Annotated in this window: 17 protein-coding genes and 1 tRNA gene; 5 read left to right on the top strand and 13 right to left on the bottom strand. The window is 65.1% G+C overall.

Going from position 1 to position 18391, the window contains the following annotated elements; all coding sequences use genetic code 11:
• Window positions 1-71 precede the first annotated feature (71 nt).
• The 7 genes from L810_RS34505 to L810_RS34475 form a co-directional block, all read right to left on the bottom strand.
• Window positions 72-156: transfer RNA gene (locus L810_RS34505), tRNA-Leu, on the bottom strand.
• Between the two features lie 112 nt (window positions 157-268).
• Window positions 269-649, bottom strand: a complete 381-nt coding sequence (gene secG, locus L810_RS34500; protein WP_042977371.1) for a preprotein translocase subunit SecG — start codon at window positions 647-649, stop codon at window positions 269-271.
• A gap of 72 nt (window positions 650-721) precedes the next feature.
• Complete coding sequence (tpiA, locus tag L810_RS34495; protein WP_021162811.1) at window positions 722-1477, bottom strand: triose-phosphate isomerase; 756 nt, start codon at window positions 1475-1477, stop codon at window positions 722-724.
• A 163-nt stretch (window positions 1478-1640) separates the two neighbouring features.
• Complete coding sequence (locus L810_RS34490) at window positions 1641-2660, bottom strand: NAD(P)H-quinone oxidoreductase (protein ID WP_042977389.1); 1020 nt, start codon at window positions 2658-2660, stop codon at window positions 1641-1643.
• A gap of 152 nt (window positions 2661-2812) precedes the next feature.
• Window positions 2813-4960 carry a polyribonucleotide nucleotidyltransferase gene (pnp, locus tag L810_RS34485; protein ID WP_042977387.1) on the bottom strand — a complete coding sequence of 716 codons (2148 nt, stop codon included), beginning with the start codon at window positions 4958-4960 and terminating at the stop codon, window positions 2813-2815.
• A 290-nt stretch (window positions 4961-5250) separates the two neighbouring features.
• Entirely contained in the window at window positions 5251-5520 is a 270-nt protein-coding gene (gene rpsO / locus L810_RS34480; protein ID WP_006398792.1) for a 30S ribosomal protein S15, read from the bottom strand.
• Between the two features lie 118 nt (window positions 5521-5638).
• A complete protein-coding gene (locus tag L810_RS34475; protein WP_042977368.1) occupies window positions 5639-6898 on the bottom strand; it encodes a branched-chain amino acid ABC transporter substrate-binding protein in 1260 nt (419 codons plus the stop codon).
• 169 nt (window positions 6899-7067) lie between these two features.
• Between L810_RS34475 and L810_RS34470 the strand changes: the two genes are divergently transcribed.
• The 3 genes from L810_RS34470 to L810_RS34460 all read left to right on the top strand — a co-directional run bounded on the left by L810_RS34470 (window position 7068) and on the right by L810_RS34460 (window position 10188).
• Window positions 7068-7580, top strand: coding sequence for a hypothetical protein (locus tag L810_RS34470; RefSeq protein ID WP_021162806.1), 513 nt, complete (start codon window positions 7068-7070; stop codon window positions 7578-7580).
• Window positions 7581-7962: 382 nt separating this feature from the next.
• On the top strand, window positions 7963-8604 hold the full coding sequence (locus tag L810_RS34465) for a carbonic anhydrase (RefSeq protein WP_021162805.1): 642 nt from the start codon (window positions 7963-7965) through the stop codon (window positions 8602-8604).
• A gap of 33 nt (window positions 8605-8637) precedes the next feature.
• Window positions 8638-10188: a SulP family inorganic anion transporter gene (locus tag L810_RS34460; RefSeq protein ID WP_021162804.1), complete on the top strand. Its 1551-nt coding sequence runs from the start codon at window positions 8638-8640 to the stop codon at window positions 10186-10188.
• 71 nt (window positions 10189-10259) lie between these two features.
• On the opposite strand, the gene L810_RS34455 is transcribed toward L810_RS34460, so the two are convergent.
• From L810_RS34455 to L810_RS34430, 6 genes are all read right to left on the bottom strand, one after another.
• Window positions 10260-11804 carry a 2-isopropylmalate synthase gene (locus tag L810_RS34455; protein ID WP_021162803.1) on the bottom strand — a complete coding sequence of 515 codons (1545 nt, stop codon included), beginning with the start codon at window positions 11802-11804 and terminating at the stop codon, window positions 10260-10262.
• A gap of 316 nt (window positions 11805-12120) precedes the next feature.
• The gene (gene pssA / locus L810_RS34450) at window positions 12121-12993 is read right to left on the bottom strand and encodes a CDP-diacylglycerol--serine O-phosphatidyltransferase (protein WP_021162801.1); all 873 of its coding nucleotides are present in this window, start codon (window positions 12991-12993) and stop codon (window positions 12121-12123) included.
• 15 nt (window positions 12994-13008) lie between these two features.
• Entirely contained in the window at window positions 13009-13653 is a 645-nt protein-coding gene (locus L810_RS34445) for a phosphatidylserine decarboxylase (RefSeq protein ID WP_027784995.1), read from the bottom strand.
• 127 nt (window positions 13654-13780) lie between these two features.
• Window positions 13781-14797, bottom strand: coding sequence for a ketol-acid reductoisomerase (gene ilvC, locus L810_RS34440; RefSeq protein WP_021162800.1), 1017 nt, complete (start codon window positions 14795-14797; stop codon window positions 13781-13783).
• Between the two features lie 104 nt (window positions 14798-14901).
• Complete coding sequence (gene ilvN / locus L810_RS34435) at window positions 14902-15393, bottom strand: acetolactate synthase small subunit (protein ID WP_011352712.1); 492 nt, start codon at window positions 15391-15393, stop codon at window positions 14902-14904.
• A 111-nt stretch (window positions 15394-15504) separates the two neighbouring features.
• Window positions 15505-17268, bottom strand: coding sequence for an acetolactate synthase 3 catalytic subunit (locus L810_RS34430; protein WP_042977362.1), 1764 nt, complete (start codon window positions 17266-17268; stop codon window positions 15505-15507).
• A 355-nt stretch (window positions 17269-17623) separates the two neighbouring features.
• On the opposite strand from L810_RS34430, the gene L810_RS34425 reads away from it, so the two are divergent.
• A complete protein-coding gene (locus L810_RS34425; protein WP_021162797.1) occupies window positions 17624-18187 on the top strand; it encodes an RNA polymerase sigma factor in 564 nt (187 codons plus the stop codon).
• Window positions 18184-18391, top strand: a 208-nt coding sequence (locus L810_RS34420; RefSeq protein WP_042977359.1) for a DUF3619 family protein, incomplete at its 3' end; no start/stop codon positions are given. The genes L810_RS34425 and L810_RS34420, both read left to right, overlap by 4 nt.

The following is an 18391-nucleotide window of genomic DNA, read 5'->3' as shown; positions in this document are numbered from 1 at the left end:
CAAGACAACCGCAAGCACACCCCAGAAATGAAAAATGCCAGCCACTAGAAGCGGCTGGCATTGAGTAACTTTGGTGCCGACGGCGAGACTCGAACTCGCACAGCTTTCGCCACTACCCCCTCAAGATAGCGTGTCTACCAATTTCACCACGTCGGCACTGCATGCAACCGGGGTTGTAACTACTTGTTTCCCGCGAATCGCTTCAAGAATTAAATTCTAACCTGAGTCCCGGAATTGTTCAACGCACAATCGCAAAAATTTTAACTTTTTATTTCGGGACATCCTGGCCCGGCGCGCTCGCCGCCGAACCCGCAACGGCGGCGGATGCCGCGACTGCCGGCGCCGATGCTGCAGGTGCCGATGCCGGCGCGGTCGCTGCCGTGCCGAGCACACCGGCCGACGGCGTCGACTTGTACGAACCGAGATACGTCAGCGCCAGCGTCGCGACGAAGAAGATCGTTGCGAGAATGCCCGTCGTACGCGACAGGAAGTTCGCCGACCCCGTGGCACCGAACAGGCTGCCCGACGCGCCGCTGCCGAACGCAGCGCCCATGTCGGCACCCTTGCCGTGCTGCAGCAGCACGAGACCAATCACACCGAGTGCAGACAGCACCTGCACCACAATAATCAGCGTCTTGAATAACAGCATCACACCCACCCGATTGGATCGGGCGACCGGAACGACCGGCCGCCCTCATGGTTCAATTCGATCCCGGACCGCTTATCGCGCGGCCCGGCAGATCGCCAGGAAATCTTCCGCCTTCAGCGACGCGCCGCCGATCAGGCCACCGTCGATGTCCGGCTGCGCGAACAGCTCTTCCGCGTTGTCCGGCTTCACGCTGCCGCCGTACAGCACGGACACATCCGCCGCACCCTTTGCCGCGAGACGCCCACGCAGGAACGCATGCACGTCCTGTGCCTGCGCCGACGTCGCGCTCTTGCCCGTGCCGATCGCCCAGACCGGCTCGTACGCGACGACGATGCGCGCAGCCTCGTCGGCCGTCAGCACGGCCAGCACCGCGTCGAGCTGCGCACCGACCACCTGCTCGGTCGCACCCGACTCGCGCTCGTCGAGCGTCTCGCCGACGCACACGACCGGCGTGAGCCCCGCCGCGAGCGCGCGCTGCGTCTTCGCCGCGACCGTCTCGTTGCGCTCGCCGTGATACGCGCGACGCTCCGAATGACCGACGATCGCATAACGTGCGCCGAACTCCGCGACCATCGCGGCCGCCACTTCGCCGGTGAACGCGCCCTGCTCGTGCGCCGACACGTCCTGCGCACCCCAGGCGACACGGCCGCCGTCGAGCTGCGCCTGAACCTGCGCGAGATACGGGAACGGCACGCACACGCCGACCGACGTTTCGGCCGCGACCGCGCCCGCACCCTGCACCACTTCATTCAGCAACGCCTGGTTGCCGGCCAGCCGGCCGTGCATCTTCCAGTTGCCGATCACACGCTTAGTTCTCTGTTTCGACATCGTGTCTGTCTCGTCACCGCTTGGTCATTAACGTGCCATTTACGTGCCATTGACGCGCCGGAAACCGGCCGTCAGGTTTGATCTGGCGAAGCAAACCAGCGATTTTACTGCGCACGGCTTGAACCGGTCAAACCGCGTATGTCAAGCCCGGCCACACGGGCCGTCAGGCGTTCGCCCCCCAATCCAGGACGATCTTGCCGGTGTGCTCGCTGCTTTCCATCAGCGCATGCGCCTGCGCGGCATCCGCGGCCGGCAATACACGATAGATCACCGGCTTGATGCGGCCATCGGCAATCAGCGGCCACACACGCGCCTTCAGTTGCGCGGCGATCCGCGCCTTGAACTCGACCGGACGCGGGCGCAGCGTCGAGCCCGTGATCGTCAGCCGGCGGCGCAGGATCTCGCCGAGGTTGATGTCGGCCTTCGCGCCGCCGAGCAGCGCGATCAGCACGAGACGGCCGCCATCCGCGAGTGCGGACAGTTCGCGCGGCACGTACGAGCCCGCCACCATGTCGAGGATCACGTCGACGCCGCGATCGTGCGTCAGCGACTTCACGACCTCGACGAAGTCTTCCGTCTTGTAGTTGATCGCGCGTTCGGCGCCGAGCGCCTCGCACGCGCGGCACTTGTCGGCGGTACCGGCCGTCGCGAACACGCGAAAGCCGAGCGCATGCGCGATCTGGATCGCCGTCACGCCGATGCCGCTCGAGCCGCCCTGCACGAGCAGCGTCTCCTGCTCGCCGCCCTCGCCCGCGCCGAGCTGCGCACGGTCGAACACGTTGCTCCATACGGTGAAGAACGTTTCGGGCAGCGACGCGGCCTCGATATCCGTAAGCCCGTCGGGTACCGGCAGGCATTGCGGCAGCGGCGCGACCGCATACTCGGCATAACCGCCGCCCGCGAGCAGCGCACACACACGATCGCCCAGCTTCAGGCCGAACGGGTTCAGCGCCGCGTCGGACAAATCGCCGCCGACGATCTCACCCGCGACCTCGAGGCCCGGCAGATCCGACGCGCCCGGCGGCGGCGCATACGCGCCCTTGCGCTGAAACACGTCGGGCCGGTTCACGCCGGAAGCCGCCACCTTGATCAGCACTTCGCCGCGCTTCGGTTCGGGGCGCGGACGCTCCGCGAGCTTCAGCACGTCGGGGGCGCCGAATTCGGTGATTTCGATGGCTTTCATGGTGATGGTCGCTCCGGGATCAGGATCGGAATCGGATGGCGCGCCCGCGCTCGGCTCGGACGCGTAGCCGGCGCTGCTGCGCCGCACAACGATGCTACAGAAAAAACGGCCGGCACGCTTTCGCACTGCCGGCCGTTGGTCCGCCTGCCCGCTTACTGCTGCGGCGGCGTATCCGACTGCGCCGCTGCCGCTGCTTCATTCAGCAGCGCCTTCGCCGACAGGCGCACGCGACCCTTTTCGTCCGTCTGGATGACCTTGACCTTCACTTGCTGGCCTTCCTTCAGGTAGTCGTTGATGTCCTTCACACGCTCGTTGACGATTTCCGAGATGTGCAGCAGGCCATCCTTGCCCGGCAGCAGGTTCACGATCGCGCCGAAATCGAGCAGCTTCAGAACCGTGCCTTCGTACACCTGACCGACTTCGATCTCGGCCGTGATTTGCTCGATGCGCTTCTTCGCTTCGGCCATGCCGTCGCTGTTCGTGCTCGCGATCGTCACGACGCCGTCGTCCGAGATGTCGATGGTCGTGCCCGTTTCTTCCGTCAGCGCGCGGATCACCGAACCGCCCTTGCCGATCACGTCGCGGATCTTTTCCGGGTTGATCTTGATCGTGATCATGCGCGGCGCGAATTCCGACAGCTGCGTGTTCGCACCCGAAACCGCCGACGTCATCTTGCCGAGGATGTGCATGCGGCCTTCCTTCGCCTGCGCGAGCGCGACCTGCATGATTTCCTTCGTGATGCCCTGGATCTTGATGTCCATCTGCAGCGCCGTCACACCCTGCTCCGTGCCGGCTACCTTGAAGTCCATGTCGCCGAGGTGATCTTCGTCGCCAAGGATGTCGGTCAGCACCGCGAACTTGTTGCCTTCGAGGATCAGGCCCATCGCGATACCCGCGACGTGCGCCTTCATCGGCACGCCGGCGTCCATCAGCGCGAGGCAGCCGCCGCACACCGATGCCATCGACGACGAACCGTTCGATTCGGTGATTTCCGACACGACGCGGATCGAGTAGCCGAATTCGTCGGCGCTCGGCAGGCACTTGACCAGCGCGCGCTTCGCGAGGCGGCCGTGGCCGATTTCGCGGCGCTTCGGCGAGCCGACGCGGCCCGTTTCGCCGGTCGCGAACGGGGGCATGTTGTAGTGGAGCATGAAGCGCTCGCGGTATTCGCCTTCGAGCGCGTCGATGATCTGCTCGTCACCCTTCGTGCCGAGCGTCGCGACGACCAGCGCCTGCGTTTCGCCGCGCGTGAACAGCGCCGAGCCGTGGGTACGCGGCAGCACGCCGGTACGGATCTCGATCGGGCGCACGGTGCGCGTGTCGCGGCCGTCGATACGCGGCTCGCCGTTCAGGATCTGCGAACGGACGATCTTCGCTTCGATGTCGAACAGCACGTTGCCGACGGTGGCCTTGTCGGCCGCTGCCGTACCGGCTGCCAGTGCGTCTTCCTCGAGCTTCGCCGAGGTCGCTGCGTAAACTTCCTTCAGCTTCGTCGAACGCGCTTGCTTGTCGCGCAGCTGGTAAGCGGCGAGCAGGTCGTTCTGTGCCAGCTCGGTCACGCGGGCGATCAGCGCTTCGTTCTTCGGCGCCGGCTGCCAGTCCCACTCGGGCTTGCCGCCTTCGCGCACCAGTTCGTGGATCGCGTCGATCGCGACTTGCATCTGCTCGTGGCCGAACACCACGGCGCCCAGCATCACGTCTTCCGACAGCTGGTCGGCTTCCGATTCGACCATCAGCACCGCACGCTCCGTACCCGCGACGACGAGGTCGAGGCTCGATGCCTTGATCTGGTCACGCGTCGGGTTCAGCACGTATGCGTTGTCGATGTAGGCAACGCGCGCGGCACCGACCGGGCCGTTGAACGGCAGGCCCGACACGGCGAGCGCAGCCGATGCGCCGATCAGCGCGGGGATGTCCGCCGGGATTTCCGGGTTCACGGACAGCACGTGGATCACGACCTGGACTTCGTTGTAGAAGCCTTCCGGGAACAGCGGGCGCAGCGGACGGTCGATCAGGCGCGACGTCAGCGTCTCGTGCTCCGACGGACGGCCTTCGCGACGGAAGAAGCCACCCGGGATCTTGCCGGCCGAGTAGGTCTTCTCGAGGTAGTCGACGGTCAGCGGGAAGAAGTCCTGGCCCGGCTTCGCCGACTTCGCGCCGACGACGGTTGCCAGCACGACGGTATCTTCGACGTCGACGATCACGGCGCCGCTTGCCTGGCGAGCGACTTCACCGGTTTCGAGGCGCACCTTGTGCTGGCCCCACTGGAATTCCTTCACGACCTTGTTGAACATGGACATGGTTGCTCCTTTGAATTCATGCATTTCATTCGCCGCGCCGGCCATCCCGCGCGGCGGCGTCCCGACCGAATCACCCGGAGCAAGGTGTGTTTTTTATGCCATTCCAGCGCGGCACTCATGCAGCGACGCGCTGGAATGACACAAATCCTGCCCCGGTATCAGTCGTTGCGGCGGCCCCGCACAGTCGTGCCGGACAGCCTGCGATGCGTGTGACGCTACGCACCGCGCAAAAACAAAATGCCTGTATCAGCGGACTGACACAGGCATCTTGCTGGCGGCAATCGCCTCGATTACTTACGCAGACCCAGCTTCTCGATCAGTGCGCGGTAACGGTCGGCATCCTTGCCCTTGAGGTAGTCGAGCAGCTTGCGGCGGCGGCTCACCATGCGCAGCAGGCCGCGGCGGCTGTGGTGGTCCTTCGCGTGGGTCTTGAAGTGACCCGTCAGTTCGACGATACGTGCGGTCAGCAGTGCGACCTGGACTTCGGGCGACCCCGTGTCGTTCGTACCGCGGGCGAACTGAGCAACGACTTCCGACTTCTTGATATCTGCAACAGACATGAGATTTCCTTGGTTTCTACTTTCTAACTGAACAGGCGGACACGGAAGAATGGCCGTGCCGTGACTTACAACCGGCGGGCATTGTAGCACAACTCCTCGCCGTTCTTACCGCCCCCTGTCACGGGCGTGTCATCGAGCAGGTTGAAGGCATCTCCGTGCGCTGCGCCGGCACCGCGAGCACCGTCCGGAAGCCATAACCCGACCCCTCGTTGTCGAAGCGCACGCCCGGCGTGCCGGCCTTGCCCATCTCCATCACGTAAAGGGGCTGGATCAACTGATGGTCCTGCGCGCGCATCCGCGACGCGTGGAAGCCGTCGTCGAACGACAGCCCCTCGAGCGCACGCGCGACCGCGACGGGGTCGGCCGACCCCGCACGGTTCATCGCGGCGGCCAGCATCTCGATCATCAGGCTCATGCGCCGCACCGGATAGTCGTCCTGGGCGGCCGGAAAACGGTTCCGGAACGCCCGGTAGAACGCATCGGATTTCGCGCCGCCTGCGTTCGGGTGCCAGTCCGCCACGGCGACGACCCGCCCGACACCGGCGTCGCCGAGTGCTGCCGGCGCACCGAGGCTGTTGCCGTAGAACGTGTAGAACTTCGCATTCAGCCCCTGCTCCCGCGCAGCCTTCACGAGCAGCGTGAGGTCGTTGCCCCAGTTGCCGGTCACGACGGCGTCGGCGCCGCTTGCGCGGATCTTCGCGATGTACGGCGAGAAATCCTTGATCCGGCCGATCGGGTGGAACTCGTCGCCGGCGATCGTCACGTCCGGGCGCCGCGCGCCCAGCGCCTGCCGTGCGAGCGTGCTGACGTCGTGGCCGAAACTGTAGTCCTGGTTCAGCAGGTAGACCTTGCGCAGCACTCGGTCGCGTGCCATCACGTCCGCGAGTGCGGCCATCCGCATGCCGGCGTGCGCATCGAAGCGGAAATGCCAGAAACTGCAGCGCGCGCCGGTCAGCGCCGGATCGTCGGCCGAATAGTTGAGGAACAGCATCCGGTTGTCCGGATCTCGCGCGTTCAGCTTGTCGAGCGCCGCGACGAGCGCGGCCGCGACGGCCGAGCTGTTGCCCTGCGTGACGAAGCCGATGTGGCGATCCGCGGCCACGCGCAGCTGCACGAGCGCCTCCTCGGGGCTGCCCTTGCTGTCGAGCACGACGAGTTCGAGCGGGTGCGCGCCGTCGCGCAGCTTCACGCCGCCCGCCGCGTTCACCTGCTCGACGCCGAAGCGCAGGTTGCGTTCGACCGCCGCGCCCGCGTTCGCGAACGGGCCCGACATCCCTTCGATCAGCGCGATCCGCACCGGCTCGCCGCCGGCAAATGCGGACGACACCAGCATCCACCCCGCGCTCAACGCGAGCGCGCACCGCTTCCACCCCTGCATCGGCCACCTGCCCTTCAATCAACCCGGGAAGCGCGGATCATAGGCTGGCGCCCCCGCCGCCCGCAAGCGTGGCTATGCAGGCGATCCGCACCGATTTTTTCCGCGCGATGCGCGATCGGTTGCCGTCCGTGATAAAACGGGACTTGTTTCCGTGTTCAGGAGAATCCCCATGCGCATTCGCATTTCCGCGCGCCTGCCGGTGCTGCTCGCCAGCGCCGCCGCGCTGCTGACCGGTTGCGCGCAACCGTGGCAGCAATACCAGGCCGGCCAGGACGAGTCGGCGATCGTCGCACGCATGGGCCCGCCGCGCGAGATCTACGACCTGCCCGGCGGCGGCAAGCGCCTGATGTGGCCGACCCAGCCGATGGGCGAGATCACCGTCGCGGCCGACGTCGACGCGACCCACAAGATCGTCAACGTGCGCCAGGTCCTGCAGCCGAGCGAGTTCTATCGTGCGGAGATCGGCAAGTGGACGAAGACCGACGTCCTCGTCAACTTCGGACGCCCCGTCGAGACGTCCTACTTCCCGCTGATGAAGCGCGAGGTATGGACGTACCGGTATCTCGAGGACAACGTCTGGTACATGATGTACAGCTTCTACTTCGACCCGCAGGGCATCCTGTGCATCACGCAGAAAACACCCGACCCGTTGCACGACCCCGACCGCCGCAACCTGTTCTGACCGATTACGCATTTACGCGCAATTTTCTCGATGGTCATTCACGAATCATTGCGTGAATGGCCATTTCCTTTTTTCCGCCGGCTTATTAATTCGGCAAATGCGACGGAAATCTTTTCCGATCGATGACTTGCCAATGGCAATTCGCTGACATCCCCGTCATGCGGGCCTTTGCCTGAAAACAGGCACGCGCAGTGCATATCATGCAGTGGATTGGTGCATGCAATGCACTACGCCAAATCAATTTGAAACAATTTGTTTCAACACCCCCGAAGCGCTAGGGCATACCCCTAATATCAGTCGAAACTCAACCTTTCAATTTAGAAAGCATGCCATTTCGTCATTTTTGCCGATATTCGATTGCCTTTATCTCAAAGGAGTCCTCATGAATCGCCCCAAGAGCATGCTGGTTGCCAACATCGCCTGGGCCCGCGAAACGCGTGAACACACGCCCGGTTTCTTCGACGCGCTCGCGCGCGGCCAGAACCCGCGCGTGCTGTGGATCGGCTGCGCCGACAGCCGCGTGCCGGCCGAAACCATCACGCACTGCGCGCCCGGCGAACTGTTCGTCCATCGCAACATCGCGAACCTGTTCCATCCCGACGACGACAATTCCGCCAGCGTGCTCGAGTACGCGGTGCGCGTGCTGCAGGTCGACCATGTGATCGTGTGCGGGCACTACGGATGCGGCGGCGTACGCGCATCGCTGCTCCCGCCGCCGTCCGACCTGCCGCACGTCGCGCGCCGCATCGCGCCGCTGTGCGCGCTCGCGCGACGCCATCGTGACACGCTGGACGGGCTCGACGACACGGCCGCCGCCGACCGCCTCGCCGAGCTCAACGTGCTCGAGCAGGTGCGGCTGCTGCGCGCGTCCCCGATCGTGCGGGGCCGTGAACGGCCGCCGCTCGTGCACGGCTGGATCTTTTCGCTCGCGGACGGCCGCCTGAAGGAACTCGATTCCGGCTACACCACCCCGCCCGTCGACGTCGAACCCGCGCAGGCCGCGACGGCCTGCGCGCTCGGCTGACCTGCCCCCAAAGCCAATGAAATCATCCCGACCATGAAACTGAACCAGCGCCTGTCCACCCTGCCGCGCGACATCGTCGCCGGCGTCGTCGTGTTCCTCGTCGCGCTGCCGCTGTGTCTCGGCATCGCCAACGCATCCGGCGTCGAACCGTTTGCCGGGCTCGTATCCGGCATCGTCGGCGGCATCGTCGTCGCGCTGCTGAGCGGTTCGTCGCTGTCCGTCAGCGGGCCGGCCGCCGGCCTCGTCGTGATCGTCGTCGAAGGTATCGCACAACTCGGCAGCTTCTCCGCGTTCCTGCTCGCGGTGCTGCTGTCCGGCGTCCTGCAGTTCGGGTTCGGCATGCTGCGTGCCGGCCGGTTCGCCGCCTACGTACCTTCACCCGTCATCAAGGGCATGCTCGCCGCGATCGGCCTGCTGCTGATCGTGAAGCAGATTCCGTTCGCGTTCGGTATCGGCGGTTCGGCCGCGCAATCGTTTGCGAACTGGCCCGGCCTGCCGGTCGCGTGGGCCGCCACGGCCATCGCGCTTGCGTCGCTCGCGCTGCTGATCGCGTGGGACACGTCCGCGCTGCGCCGCTTCGCGCTGGTGCGCTCGGTGCCGGCTCCGCTTGCGGTCGTCGTGCTGGGTATCGGCGCCACGCTCGTGCTGAGCATCGTCGCACCGTCGGTCGCGCCGGGCGCCGCCCATCGCGTGACGCTGCCCGAACTCGGCTCGTTCGCGGCCTTTGCGGCGTCGCTCAAGCATGCGGAACTCGGCCCGAACTTCGCGCAGCTCGTCAATCCGGACGTGTGGCGCGTCGCGATCACGCTCGCGGTCGTCGCGAGCCTCGAGACGCTGCTGAGCCTCGAAGCCGTCGAGCAGATCGACCCGAAGCGCCGGCCGACGCAGCCCGATCGCGAACTCAAGGCCCAGGGCGTCGGCAATCTCGTCGCGGGCGCGGTCGGCGGGCTGCCGATCACGTCGGTGATCGTGCGCAGTTCGGTGAACGTCAACGCGGGCGCGCAAAGCCGGATGTCGGCGATCGTGCACGGGGTGCTGCTGCTCGCGAGTGTGTTCGCGCTCACCGGCCTGATCAACCTGATTCCGCTCGCGAGCCTGGCCGCGATCCTGATCCATACCGGCTTCAAGCTGGCGAAACCGGCGCTGTTCCGCTCGGTGATGAAACAGGGGCCGGCCGCCTTCGTGCCGTTCGCCGCGACGATCGCCGGCGTGCTCGCGGTCGACCTGCTGTTCGGCATCGCGCTCGGCCTCGCGTGCAGCGTGCTGGCCGTCGCCGTCGCGAACCTGAAGAGCCCCGTGACGCTCGCGCAGCACGACGACCACTTCCTGCTGTCGTTCCGCAAGGACGTGTCGTTCCTCGGCAAGGTGCAGGTCAAGCATCATCTGCGGCACATCCCCGACCGGGCCGCGGTGATCATCGACGCGACACGCGCCGATTACATCGATCACGACGTGCTCGAACTGCTCGACGCGTTCGTCGCCGATGCGCCGCGACGTGGCATCGCCGTCGAGTTCCGGCGCCGCAGCCCGGTGCCGCGCACGGCCGCGCGTCGCTGGCTGTTCCGTGCGCCGGCCGCCGAATGAGCGGCGCATGAAAAACGCCCCGGCGGCGCAGGGCCGCACGGGGCGTTTCGGTGATGCGCGACGCGCAGCGCTTACGAGCGCTGCGGATTGAGCTTGTCGTCCTTCGAATGCAGCTTGTTCAGCGCGGAGATGTACGCCTTCGCGGATGCGGCGACGATGTCCGGATCGGTGCCGACGCCGTTGACGATCCGCCCGCTCTTCGACAGCCGGACAGTCACTTCACCCTGCGCCTGCGTACCGGTCGTGATCGCGTTCACCGAGTACAGCAGCAGCTCGGAACCGCTGCCGACTTCGCTCTCGATCGCATTGAACGTCGCGTCGACCGGGCCGTTGCCGCGCGCTTCGCCGGTCACTTCCTTGCCTTCGACCCCGAACACGACCTTCGCGTGCGGCTGCTCGCCCGTTTCCGAGTGCTGCGACAGCGACACGAACTTGAAGTGCTCCTGCTCGTGTGCGAGCGCCGATTCCTCGGACACGATCGCGATGATGTCCTCGTCGAAGATCTCGGCCTTGCGATCGGCCAGATCCTTGAAACGCATGAACGCCGCGTTCAGTTCGCTTTCGCTGTCGAGCGACACGCCGAGCTCCTGCAGGCGCTGCTTGAACGCGTTACGGCCCGACAGCTTGCCGAGCACGATCTTGTTCGCGGTCCAGCCCACGTCTTCCGCGCGCATGATCTCGTAGGTGTCGCGCGCCTTCAGCACGCCGTCCTGGTGGATGCCCGACGCGTGCGCGAACGCATTCGCGCCGACTACCGCCTTGTTCGGCTGCACGACGAAACCGGTGATCTGCGACACGAGCTTCGACGTCGGCACGATCTGCGTCGTGTCGATGCCGACGTCGAGGCCGAAGTAGTCCTTGCGGGTCTTCACGGCCATCACGATTTCCTCGAGCGACGTGTTGCCCGCGCGCTCGCCGAGACCGTTGATCGTGCACTCGATCTGGCGCGCGCCGCCGATCTTCACGCCGGCGAGCGAGTTCGCCACCGCCATCCCGAGGTCGTTGTGGCAATGCACGGAGAAGATCGCCTTGTCCGAGTTCGGAATGCGTTCGCGCAGCGTCTTCACGAGGTTGCCGTAGAGCTCGGGCACGCCGTAGCCGACCGTGTCGGCGATGTTGATGGTCGTCGCCCCTTCGGCGATCACGGCTTCCAGCACGCGGCACAGGAAGTCGAGGTCCGAGCGGCTGCCGTCTTCCGGCGAGAATTCGACGTTGTCGGTGAACTTGCGTGCGAACCGCACTGCGAGACGCGCCTGCTCGAACACCTGGTCCGGCGTCATGCGCAGCTTCTTCTCCATGTGCAGCGGCGACGTCGCGATGAACGTGTGGATCCGCGAGCTGTTGGCCGGCTTCAGCGCGTCGGCCGCACGCTGGATGTCCTTGTCGTTGGCCCGCGCCAGCGAGCAGATCGTGCTGTCCTTCACGAGACCGGCGATCGTGTGGATCGCGTCGAAATCGCCGTTCGAGCTGGCGGCGAAGCCGGCCTCGATCACGTCGACCTTCATCCGCTCGAGGTGCTTCGCGATGCGGATTTTCTCTTCCTTCGTCATCGACGCGCCGGGCGATTGCTCGCCGTCACGTAACGTCGTATCGAAAATGATCAGCTTGTCTGTCATGGGGAGGCTCCAGGGGGCTTTATACGGAAGTCAAACGTAATGAGATCGCGCCACCGCTGGCGACGCTCAACAACAGACGAGGCTTGACGGAGGGCGAGAACGGTCAGCGCGGCAGGCGCGCCGAGGCTAGCGCGCGTAGCGGCGCACCGGCTAGAAGGAGGGGGAGGCGGGGAAATGCAGTCATGCCGAAGACTATAGCGACATTCCGTTGGGTGCGCAATCGGACGGCACCCGGGAACCGACGCGGCCCGACTGGAAAAAGGGGCCAATGAAAACGGCGGCCCCGAGGCCGCCGTTTCCGGGCAAAAAACGCGCGTCAGTGATCGCGCTGCGACGAGCGCGCGGGGTTTGCCCGCCCGCGCACGGCCATGTAGGCCCAGAACACGTAGCCGGACAGCCCGTACAGCACGAACAGGCAGAACAGCATCAGCGGCGGGTCGGACGACACGAGCACGAACGCGACGACGACCAGCAGGATCGCCGCGAACGGCACGCGGTGCCGCACGTCGAGCGCCTTGCCGCTGTAGAACGGCGCGTTCGACACCATCGTCACGCCCGCATAGATCGTCAGCACGAACGCGACCCACGGCAGCCAGCCGAGCTTCATCGGCACGCGGTTGTCGGTCGCGAGCCACACGAAGCCCGCGATCAGCGCGGCGGCGGCCGGGCTCGGCAGCCCCTGGAAGAAACGCTTGTCGACGACGCCGATGTTCGTGTTGAAGCGCGCGAGGCGCAGCGCGGCGCCCGAGCAGTAGACGAACGCGGCGAGCCAGCCCCAGCGGCCGAGATCCTTCAGCACCCACTCGTACATCACGAGCGCGGGCGCGACACCGAACGACACCATGTCCGACAGGCTGTCGAACTGCTCGCCGAACGCGCTCTGCGTATGCGTCATGCGCGCGACGCGCCCGTCCATCCCGTCGAGCACCATCGCGACGAAAATCGCGATTGCGGCGATCTCGAAGCGCACGTTCATCGCCTGCACGACCGCGAAGAAGCCGCAGAACAGCGCGGCGGTCGTGAACGCGTTCGGCAGCAGGTAGATGCCGCGCGTCTTCAGGAACCGCTGGCGCGCGGCGCGGCGGCTCTCGATAGGCACCGGATCGGCGGCCATCCCCTTGTTGCGGCGGAACGGGCGTGGCGTCTGGCCGGCGCCGTTGCGCGGCCGACGCGGTTTGAATGCGGCCATCGTGCGCCTCGCCGCTTACTGCTCGAGCTCGGCGAGGATCGTCGACGACGCGTAGACCTTCTCGCCGATCGACACCTTCGCGCGGCTGCCGAGCGGCAGGTACACGTCGACGCGCGAACCGAAGCGGATGAAACCGTAGCGCTGGCCGCGCGACAACGGCTCGCCGGCGCGCACGTAGCAGAGAATCCGGCGTGCGACGAGGCCGGCGATCTGCACGGCGGTCACGGTCTTGCCGCTCGCCGTCTGGATCACGACCGCGTTACGCTCGTTCTCGGTGGACGCCTTGTCGATCGCCGCGTTCAGGAACGCACCCGGGAAGTACTCGACCTTGGAGATCGCGCCATCGACCGGCGAACGCTGCGAATGGACGTTGAAGACATTCATGAACACGCTGATCTTCAGCGCTTCGCGGTTCGCGTACGGGTCCTGCGCGGTCTCGACCGCGACGATGCGGCCGTCCGCCGGGCACAGCACCGCGTTCGGCTGCGCCGGGATCGGGCGCTGCGGATCACGGAAGAACTGGACGACGAAAGCGAGCAGCAGCCAGAACGGCCACGCGAAGCCGAAGCCCCCGACGGCGTGGATCAACAGCGCGATGACGGCAGCAATCGCGATGAACGGCCAGCCTTCGCGCGCGATGATCGGATGAGGATAGTTCATGGATTCGTTCTGTGTTCGGTGAATTGCAAAGCCCGTAGCATAACAAAAGCCGCCCGGGGCACTGCTGCCTTCGGGCGGCTTTTTGGTACCGGCCCTTTATTCGAGGGGCCGGAACAGCACGCGGTGCTTAGTTCTTCGTCTGGTCGACGAGCTTGTTCTTCGCGATCCACGGCATCATCGCGCGCAGCTTCGCACCGACCTGCTCGATCTGGTGCTCGGCCGTCAGGCGGCGGCGCGACTGCAGCGTCGGTGCGCCTGCCTTGTTCTCGAGGATGAAGCTCTTCGCGTACTCGCCGGTCTGGATGTCGGTCAGGCACTGCTTCATCGCCTTCTTCGTCTCTTCCGTGACGATGCGCGGGCCCGTCACGTACTCGCCGTACTCGGCGTTGTTCGAGATCGAGTAGTTCATGTTCGCGATGCCGCCTTCGTAGATCAGGTCGACGATCAGCTTCAGTTCGTGCAGGCACTCGAAGTACGCCATTTCCGGCGCGTAACCTGCCTCGACCAGCGTTTCGAAACCAGCCTTGATCAGCTCGACGGTACCGCCGCACAGCACGGCCTGCTCGCCGAACAGGTCGGTTTCGGTTTCTTCACGGAAGTTCGTCTCGATGATGCCGGCACGGCCGCCGCCGTTCGCCGCAGCGTACGACAGCGCGATGTCGCGTGCCGCGCCCGACTTGTTCTGCGCAACCGCGATCAGGTGCGGCACGCCGCCACCTTGCGAGTACGTGCCGCGCACGGTGTGGCCCGGTGCCTTCGGCGCGATCATGATCACGTCGAGGTCGGCGCGCGGGATCACCGCGCCGTAGTGGACGTTGAAGCCGTGCGCGAATGCCAGCGCCGAGCCCTGCTTGATGTTCTCGTGCACTTCCTTCGCGTACACGTCGGCGATCTGCTCGTCCGGCAGCAGCATCATCACGACGTCGGCGCCCTTCACCGCTTCCGCGACTTCCTTGACCGACAGGCCTGCGTTCTCGGCCTTGCTCCACGACGCGCCGCCCTTGCGCAGGCCGACCGTCACGTTGACACCGCTGTCCTTCAGGTTCAGCGCGTGTGCATGGCCTTGCGAGCCGTAGCCGATGATCGTGACTTGCTTGCCCTTGATGAGGGAGAGGTCGGCGTCTTTGTCGTAGAAAACGTTCATGATGGTTCCTTCGCTAATTCAAAAATTCAACAATTCGTTCGGATGGAGTACTGCGGGCCGGGACATGACGGCGCACCCGGCGTGCCACTTTGGCAATGTCGGCATCACACCTTCAGGATGCGCTCGCCGCGTCCGATGCCGGAGCTGCCGGTGCGCACGGTCTCGAGGATCGCGCCCGCGTCCAGCCCCTGGATGAATGCGTCGAGCTTGTCGCTCGCGCCCGTCAATTCGATCGTGTAGGTCTTTTCGGTCACGTCGATGATGCGGCCGCGGAAAATGTCCGCCATCCGCTTCATTTCTTCGCGCTCCTTGCCCACTGCACGTACCTTGATCAGCATCAGCTCGCGTTCGATGTGTGCACCGTCGGTCAGGTCCACCACTTTCACCACCTCGATCAGGCGGTTCAGATGCTTCGTGATCTGTTCGATCACGTCGTCGGAGCCAATGGAAACGATGGTGAGCCGCGACAGCGATTGGTCTTCGGTCGGCGCCACCGTCAAGGTTTCGATGTTGTAGCCGCGTGCGGAAAACAGACCGACCACGCGCGACAGCGCACCCGGTTCGTTCTCCAGCAGGACGGAAATGATGTGTCTCATGTTCGCTTCTTCCAGAATGTGTCCGTGTCGATTCACTCGCGCCGCGCGCCGCCGCGTGCCGCACCGCCTTTCGTGAAGGCGGCCGCTTCGGCCCAGGCGCGCGTCGCGCCGTTACAGGTCTTCCGATCCGAGCAGCATCTCGGTGATGCCCTTGCCGGCCTGTACCATCGGCCAGACGTTTTCGGTCGGATCGGTCTGGAAGTCGAGAAACACGGTGCGGTCCTTCAGGCGCAGCGCTTCCTTCAGCGCCGGCTCCACATCCGAGGTCTTTTCGATCCGCAAGCCGACATGGCCGTACGCTTCGGCGAGCTTCACGAAGTCAGGCAGCGCATCCATGTACGAATGCGAATAGCGCTTGCTGTATTCGATCTGCTGCCACTGGCGAACCATGCCGAGATAGCGGTTGTTCAGCGAAATGATCTTCACGGGCGTGTCGTACTGCAGGCAGGTCGACAGCTCCTGGATGCACATCTGGATCGAGCCTTCGCCCGTGATGCACAGCACGTCGTCGTCCGGGTGCGCCATCTTGACGCCCATCGCTGCCGGCAGGCCGAAGCCCATCGTGCCGAGGCCGCCGGAGTTGATCCAGCGACGCGGCTTGTTGAAACGGTAGAACTGCGCCGCCCACATCTGGTGCTGGCCGACGTCCGAGCACACGAACGCATTGCCGTCCGTCAGCTCCCACGCCTTCTCGACCACGTACTGCGGCTTGATGATCTCGCTTTCGCGGTCGTACTTCAGGCAGTCCTTCGAGCGCCAGCCCTCGATGTCCTTCCACCATTGCGCGAGGGCTTCGGTGTCGGGGCCATGCTCGGCCGTCTGCAGCTGCTCGATCAGCTCCTTCAGCACCTCCTTCACGTCGCCGACGATCGGGATGTCGACCTTCACGCGCTTCGAGATCGACGACGGGTCGATGTCGATGTGGATGATCTTGCGCGGACGCGACGCGAAGTGCGCCGGATCGCCGATCACGCGGTCGTCGAAGCGGGCACCGATCGCGATCAGCACGTCGCAGTGCTGCATCGCCATGTTCGCTTCGTAGGTGCCGTGCATGCCGAGCATGCCGAGGAATTTCTTGTCCGACGCGCGATAGCCGCCGAGGCCCATCAGCGTGTTCGTGACCGGGTAGCCGAGCAGGTCCGCGAACTGGTTCAGTTCACGCGACGCGTCGGCGAGGATGATGCCGCCGCCCGTATAGATGTACGGACGCTTCGCCGTCAGCAGCAGCGACACGGCCTTGCGGATCTGGCCCGAATGGCCCTTCGTGACCGGGTTGTACGAACGCAGCGACACGCTCTTGACGGGCTCGTACTGGCACGGCGTCTTCGAGATGTCCTTCGGGATGTCGATCAGCACGGGGCCCGGACGGCCGGTGCGGGCGATGTAGAACGCCTTCTTGACGGTTTCCGCGAGGTCGCGCACGTCCTTCACGAGGAAGTTGTGCTTCACGCACGGACGCGTGATGCCGACGGTGTCGCACTCCTGGAACGCATCCTGGCCGATCGCTGCCGTGGGCACCTGGCCGCTGATCACGACCATCGGGATCGAATCCATGTACGCCGTTGCGATGCCGGTCACCGCGTTGGTGACACCGGGGCCCGACGTCACGAGGCAGACGCCGACATTGCCGGTGGAACGCGCATACGCATCGGCTGCGTGCACGGCCGCCTGTTCGTGGCGCACCAGCACGTGCTGAATCTTGTCCTGCTTGTAAAGCTCGTCGTAGATGTAGAGTACCGAGCCGCCGGGGTAGCCCCAGATGAATTCGACGTTTTCATCGGCCAGTGCCTTCATGAGCACGGTACCGCCGATGGAGTCGCTATCGGGAGGGGAAAGGGGTTCCGACGTGGAGAATTCCGCGCTGGGCATGTTCATTTTGACCTTTCGAATTTTCGGCAAAAAATTGATCGGGTGCTCTCTGCCGGGCTTGTGGCTCGGGTTCAAGCGGCGCGTCCAGTTTGAAGGGCAGGCTTCTTGGGCCAGCCTCAAATGAGACCATCACTTCATGTTGCGAATCGCTGACGATAGCGGGTCGCGAATGGGTCGTCAAGCAAAATATCCCGCAGCGCATCATGGGCGCCGTCCGGCACCCCGCCGCCGCGGCTCGCGCGCAACGTGCGGCGCCCGCCCCGGTGCCAAGCGGCACGAAAATTTGATAGCATCCGCGGGTTTTACGAAATTTTTCGACCTTTTTCACCACGCAGCGGCCCGCAGCGCATACCTTCACGGAATGGCATCAGACAAGGAACTCGCCGACTTTCTGGCGGGCGTCGAAAGGCGCGCGTTCAAGCAGGCCGCGTACGCCGTGCGTGACGACGATGCGTCGCTCGACATCGTGCAGGACGCAATGATCAAGCTTGCGGAGAAGTACGGTGACCGGCCGGCGGCCGAGCTGCCGCTGCTTTTTCAGCGGATCCTGCAGAACGCGATTCACGACTGGTTCCGTCGGCAGAAGGTCCGCAACACGTGGGTCACGCTCTTCTCGTCGCTGAACAACACCGACGACGACGACTTCGACCCGCTCGAAACCCTCGAATCCGCGGACGACAACGCGGGCGTCGAAAGCAGCGAGCACCGCCTCGAACGAGAGCAGGTTCTGGCCCTGATCGACGAAGAAATCCAGAAACTTCCGGCGCGTCAACGGGAAGCGTTCCTGATGCGTTATTGGGAAGATATGGATGTCGCCGAGACTGCCGCCGCAATGGGGTGCTCCGAGGGCAGCGTCAAGACGCACTGCTCGCGAGCCACCCACACCCTGGCGCAAGCGCTCAAGGCCAAAGGAATCACGCTATGAGCTCCGCTCCCGCAAATCGAGAACACGAATTCGCGCTGAAGGTGCGCCGCGCGCTGGACGAGCGCGCGGCCGACCTGCCTGCCGCGACCACCGACCGACTGGCCGCCGCCCGCCGGGCTGCGCTCGCGCGCAAGAAGCCCGAAGCCGCGACCGTGCCGGTGTTCGTGCCGGCCTTCGCCGGCGCGGCCGGTGCGTACGGCACGG

Origin of the sequence: Burkholderia sp. AU4i (genome assembly GCF_000466765.1) — a bacterium.
GTDB lineage: Bacteria > Pseudomonadota > Gammaproteobacteria > Burkholderiales > Burkholderiaceae > Burkholderia > Burkholderia cepacia.
The sequence above is the reverse complement of the archived record's forward strand: the minus strand, read 5'-3'. Positions and strand labels throughout refer to the sequence as shown.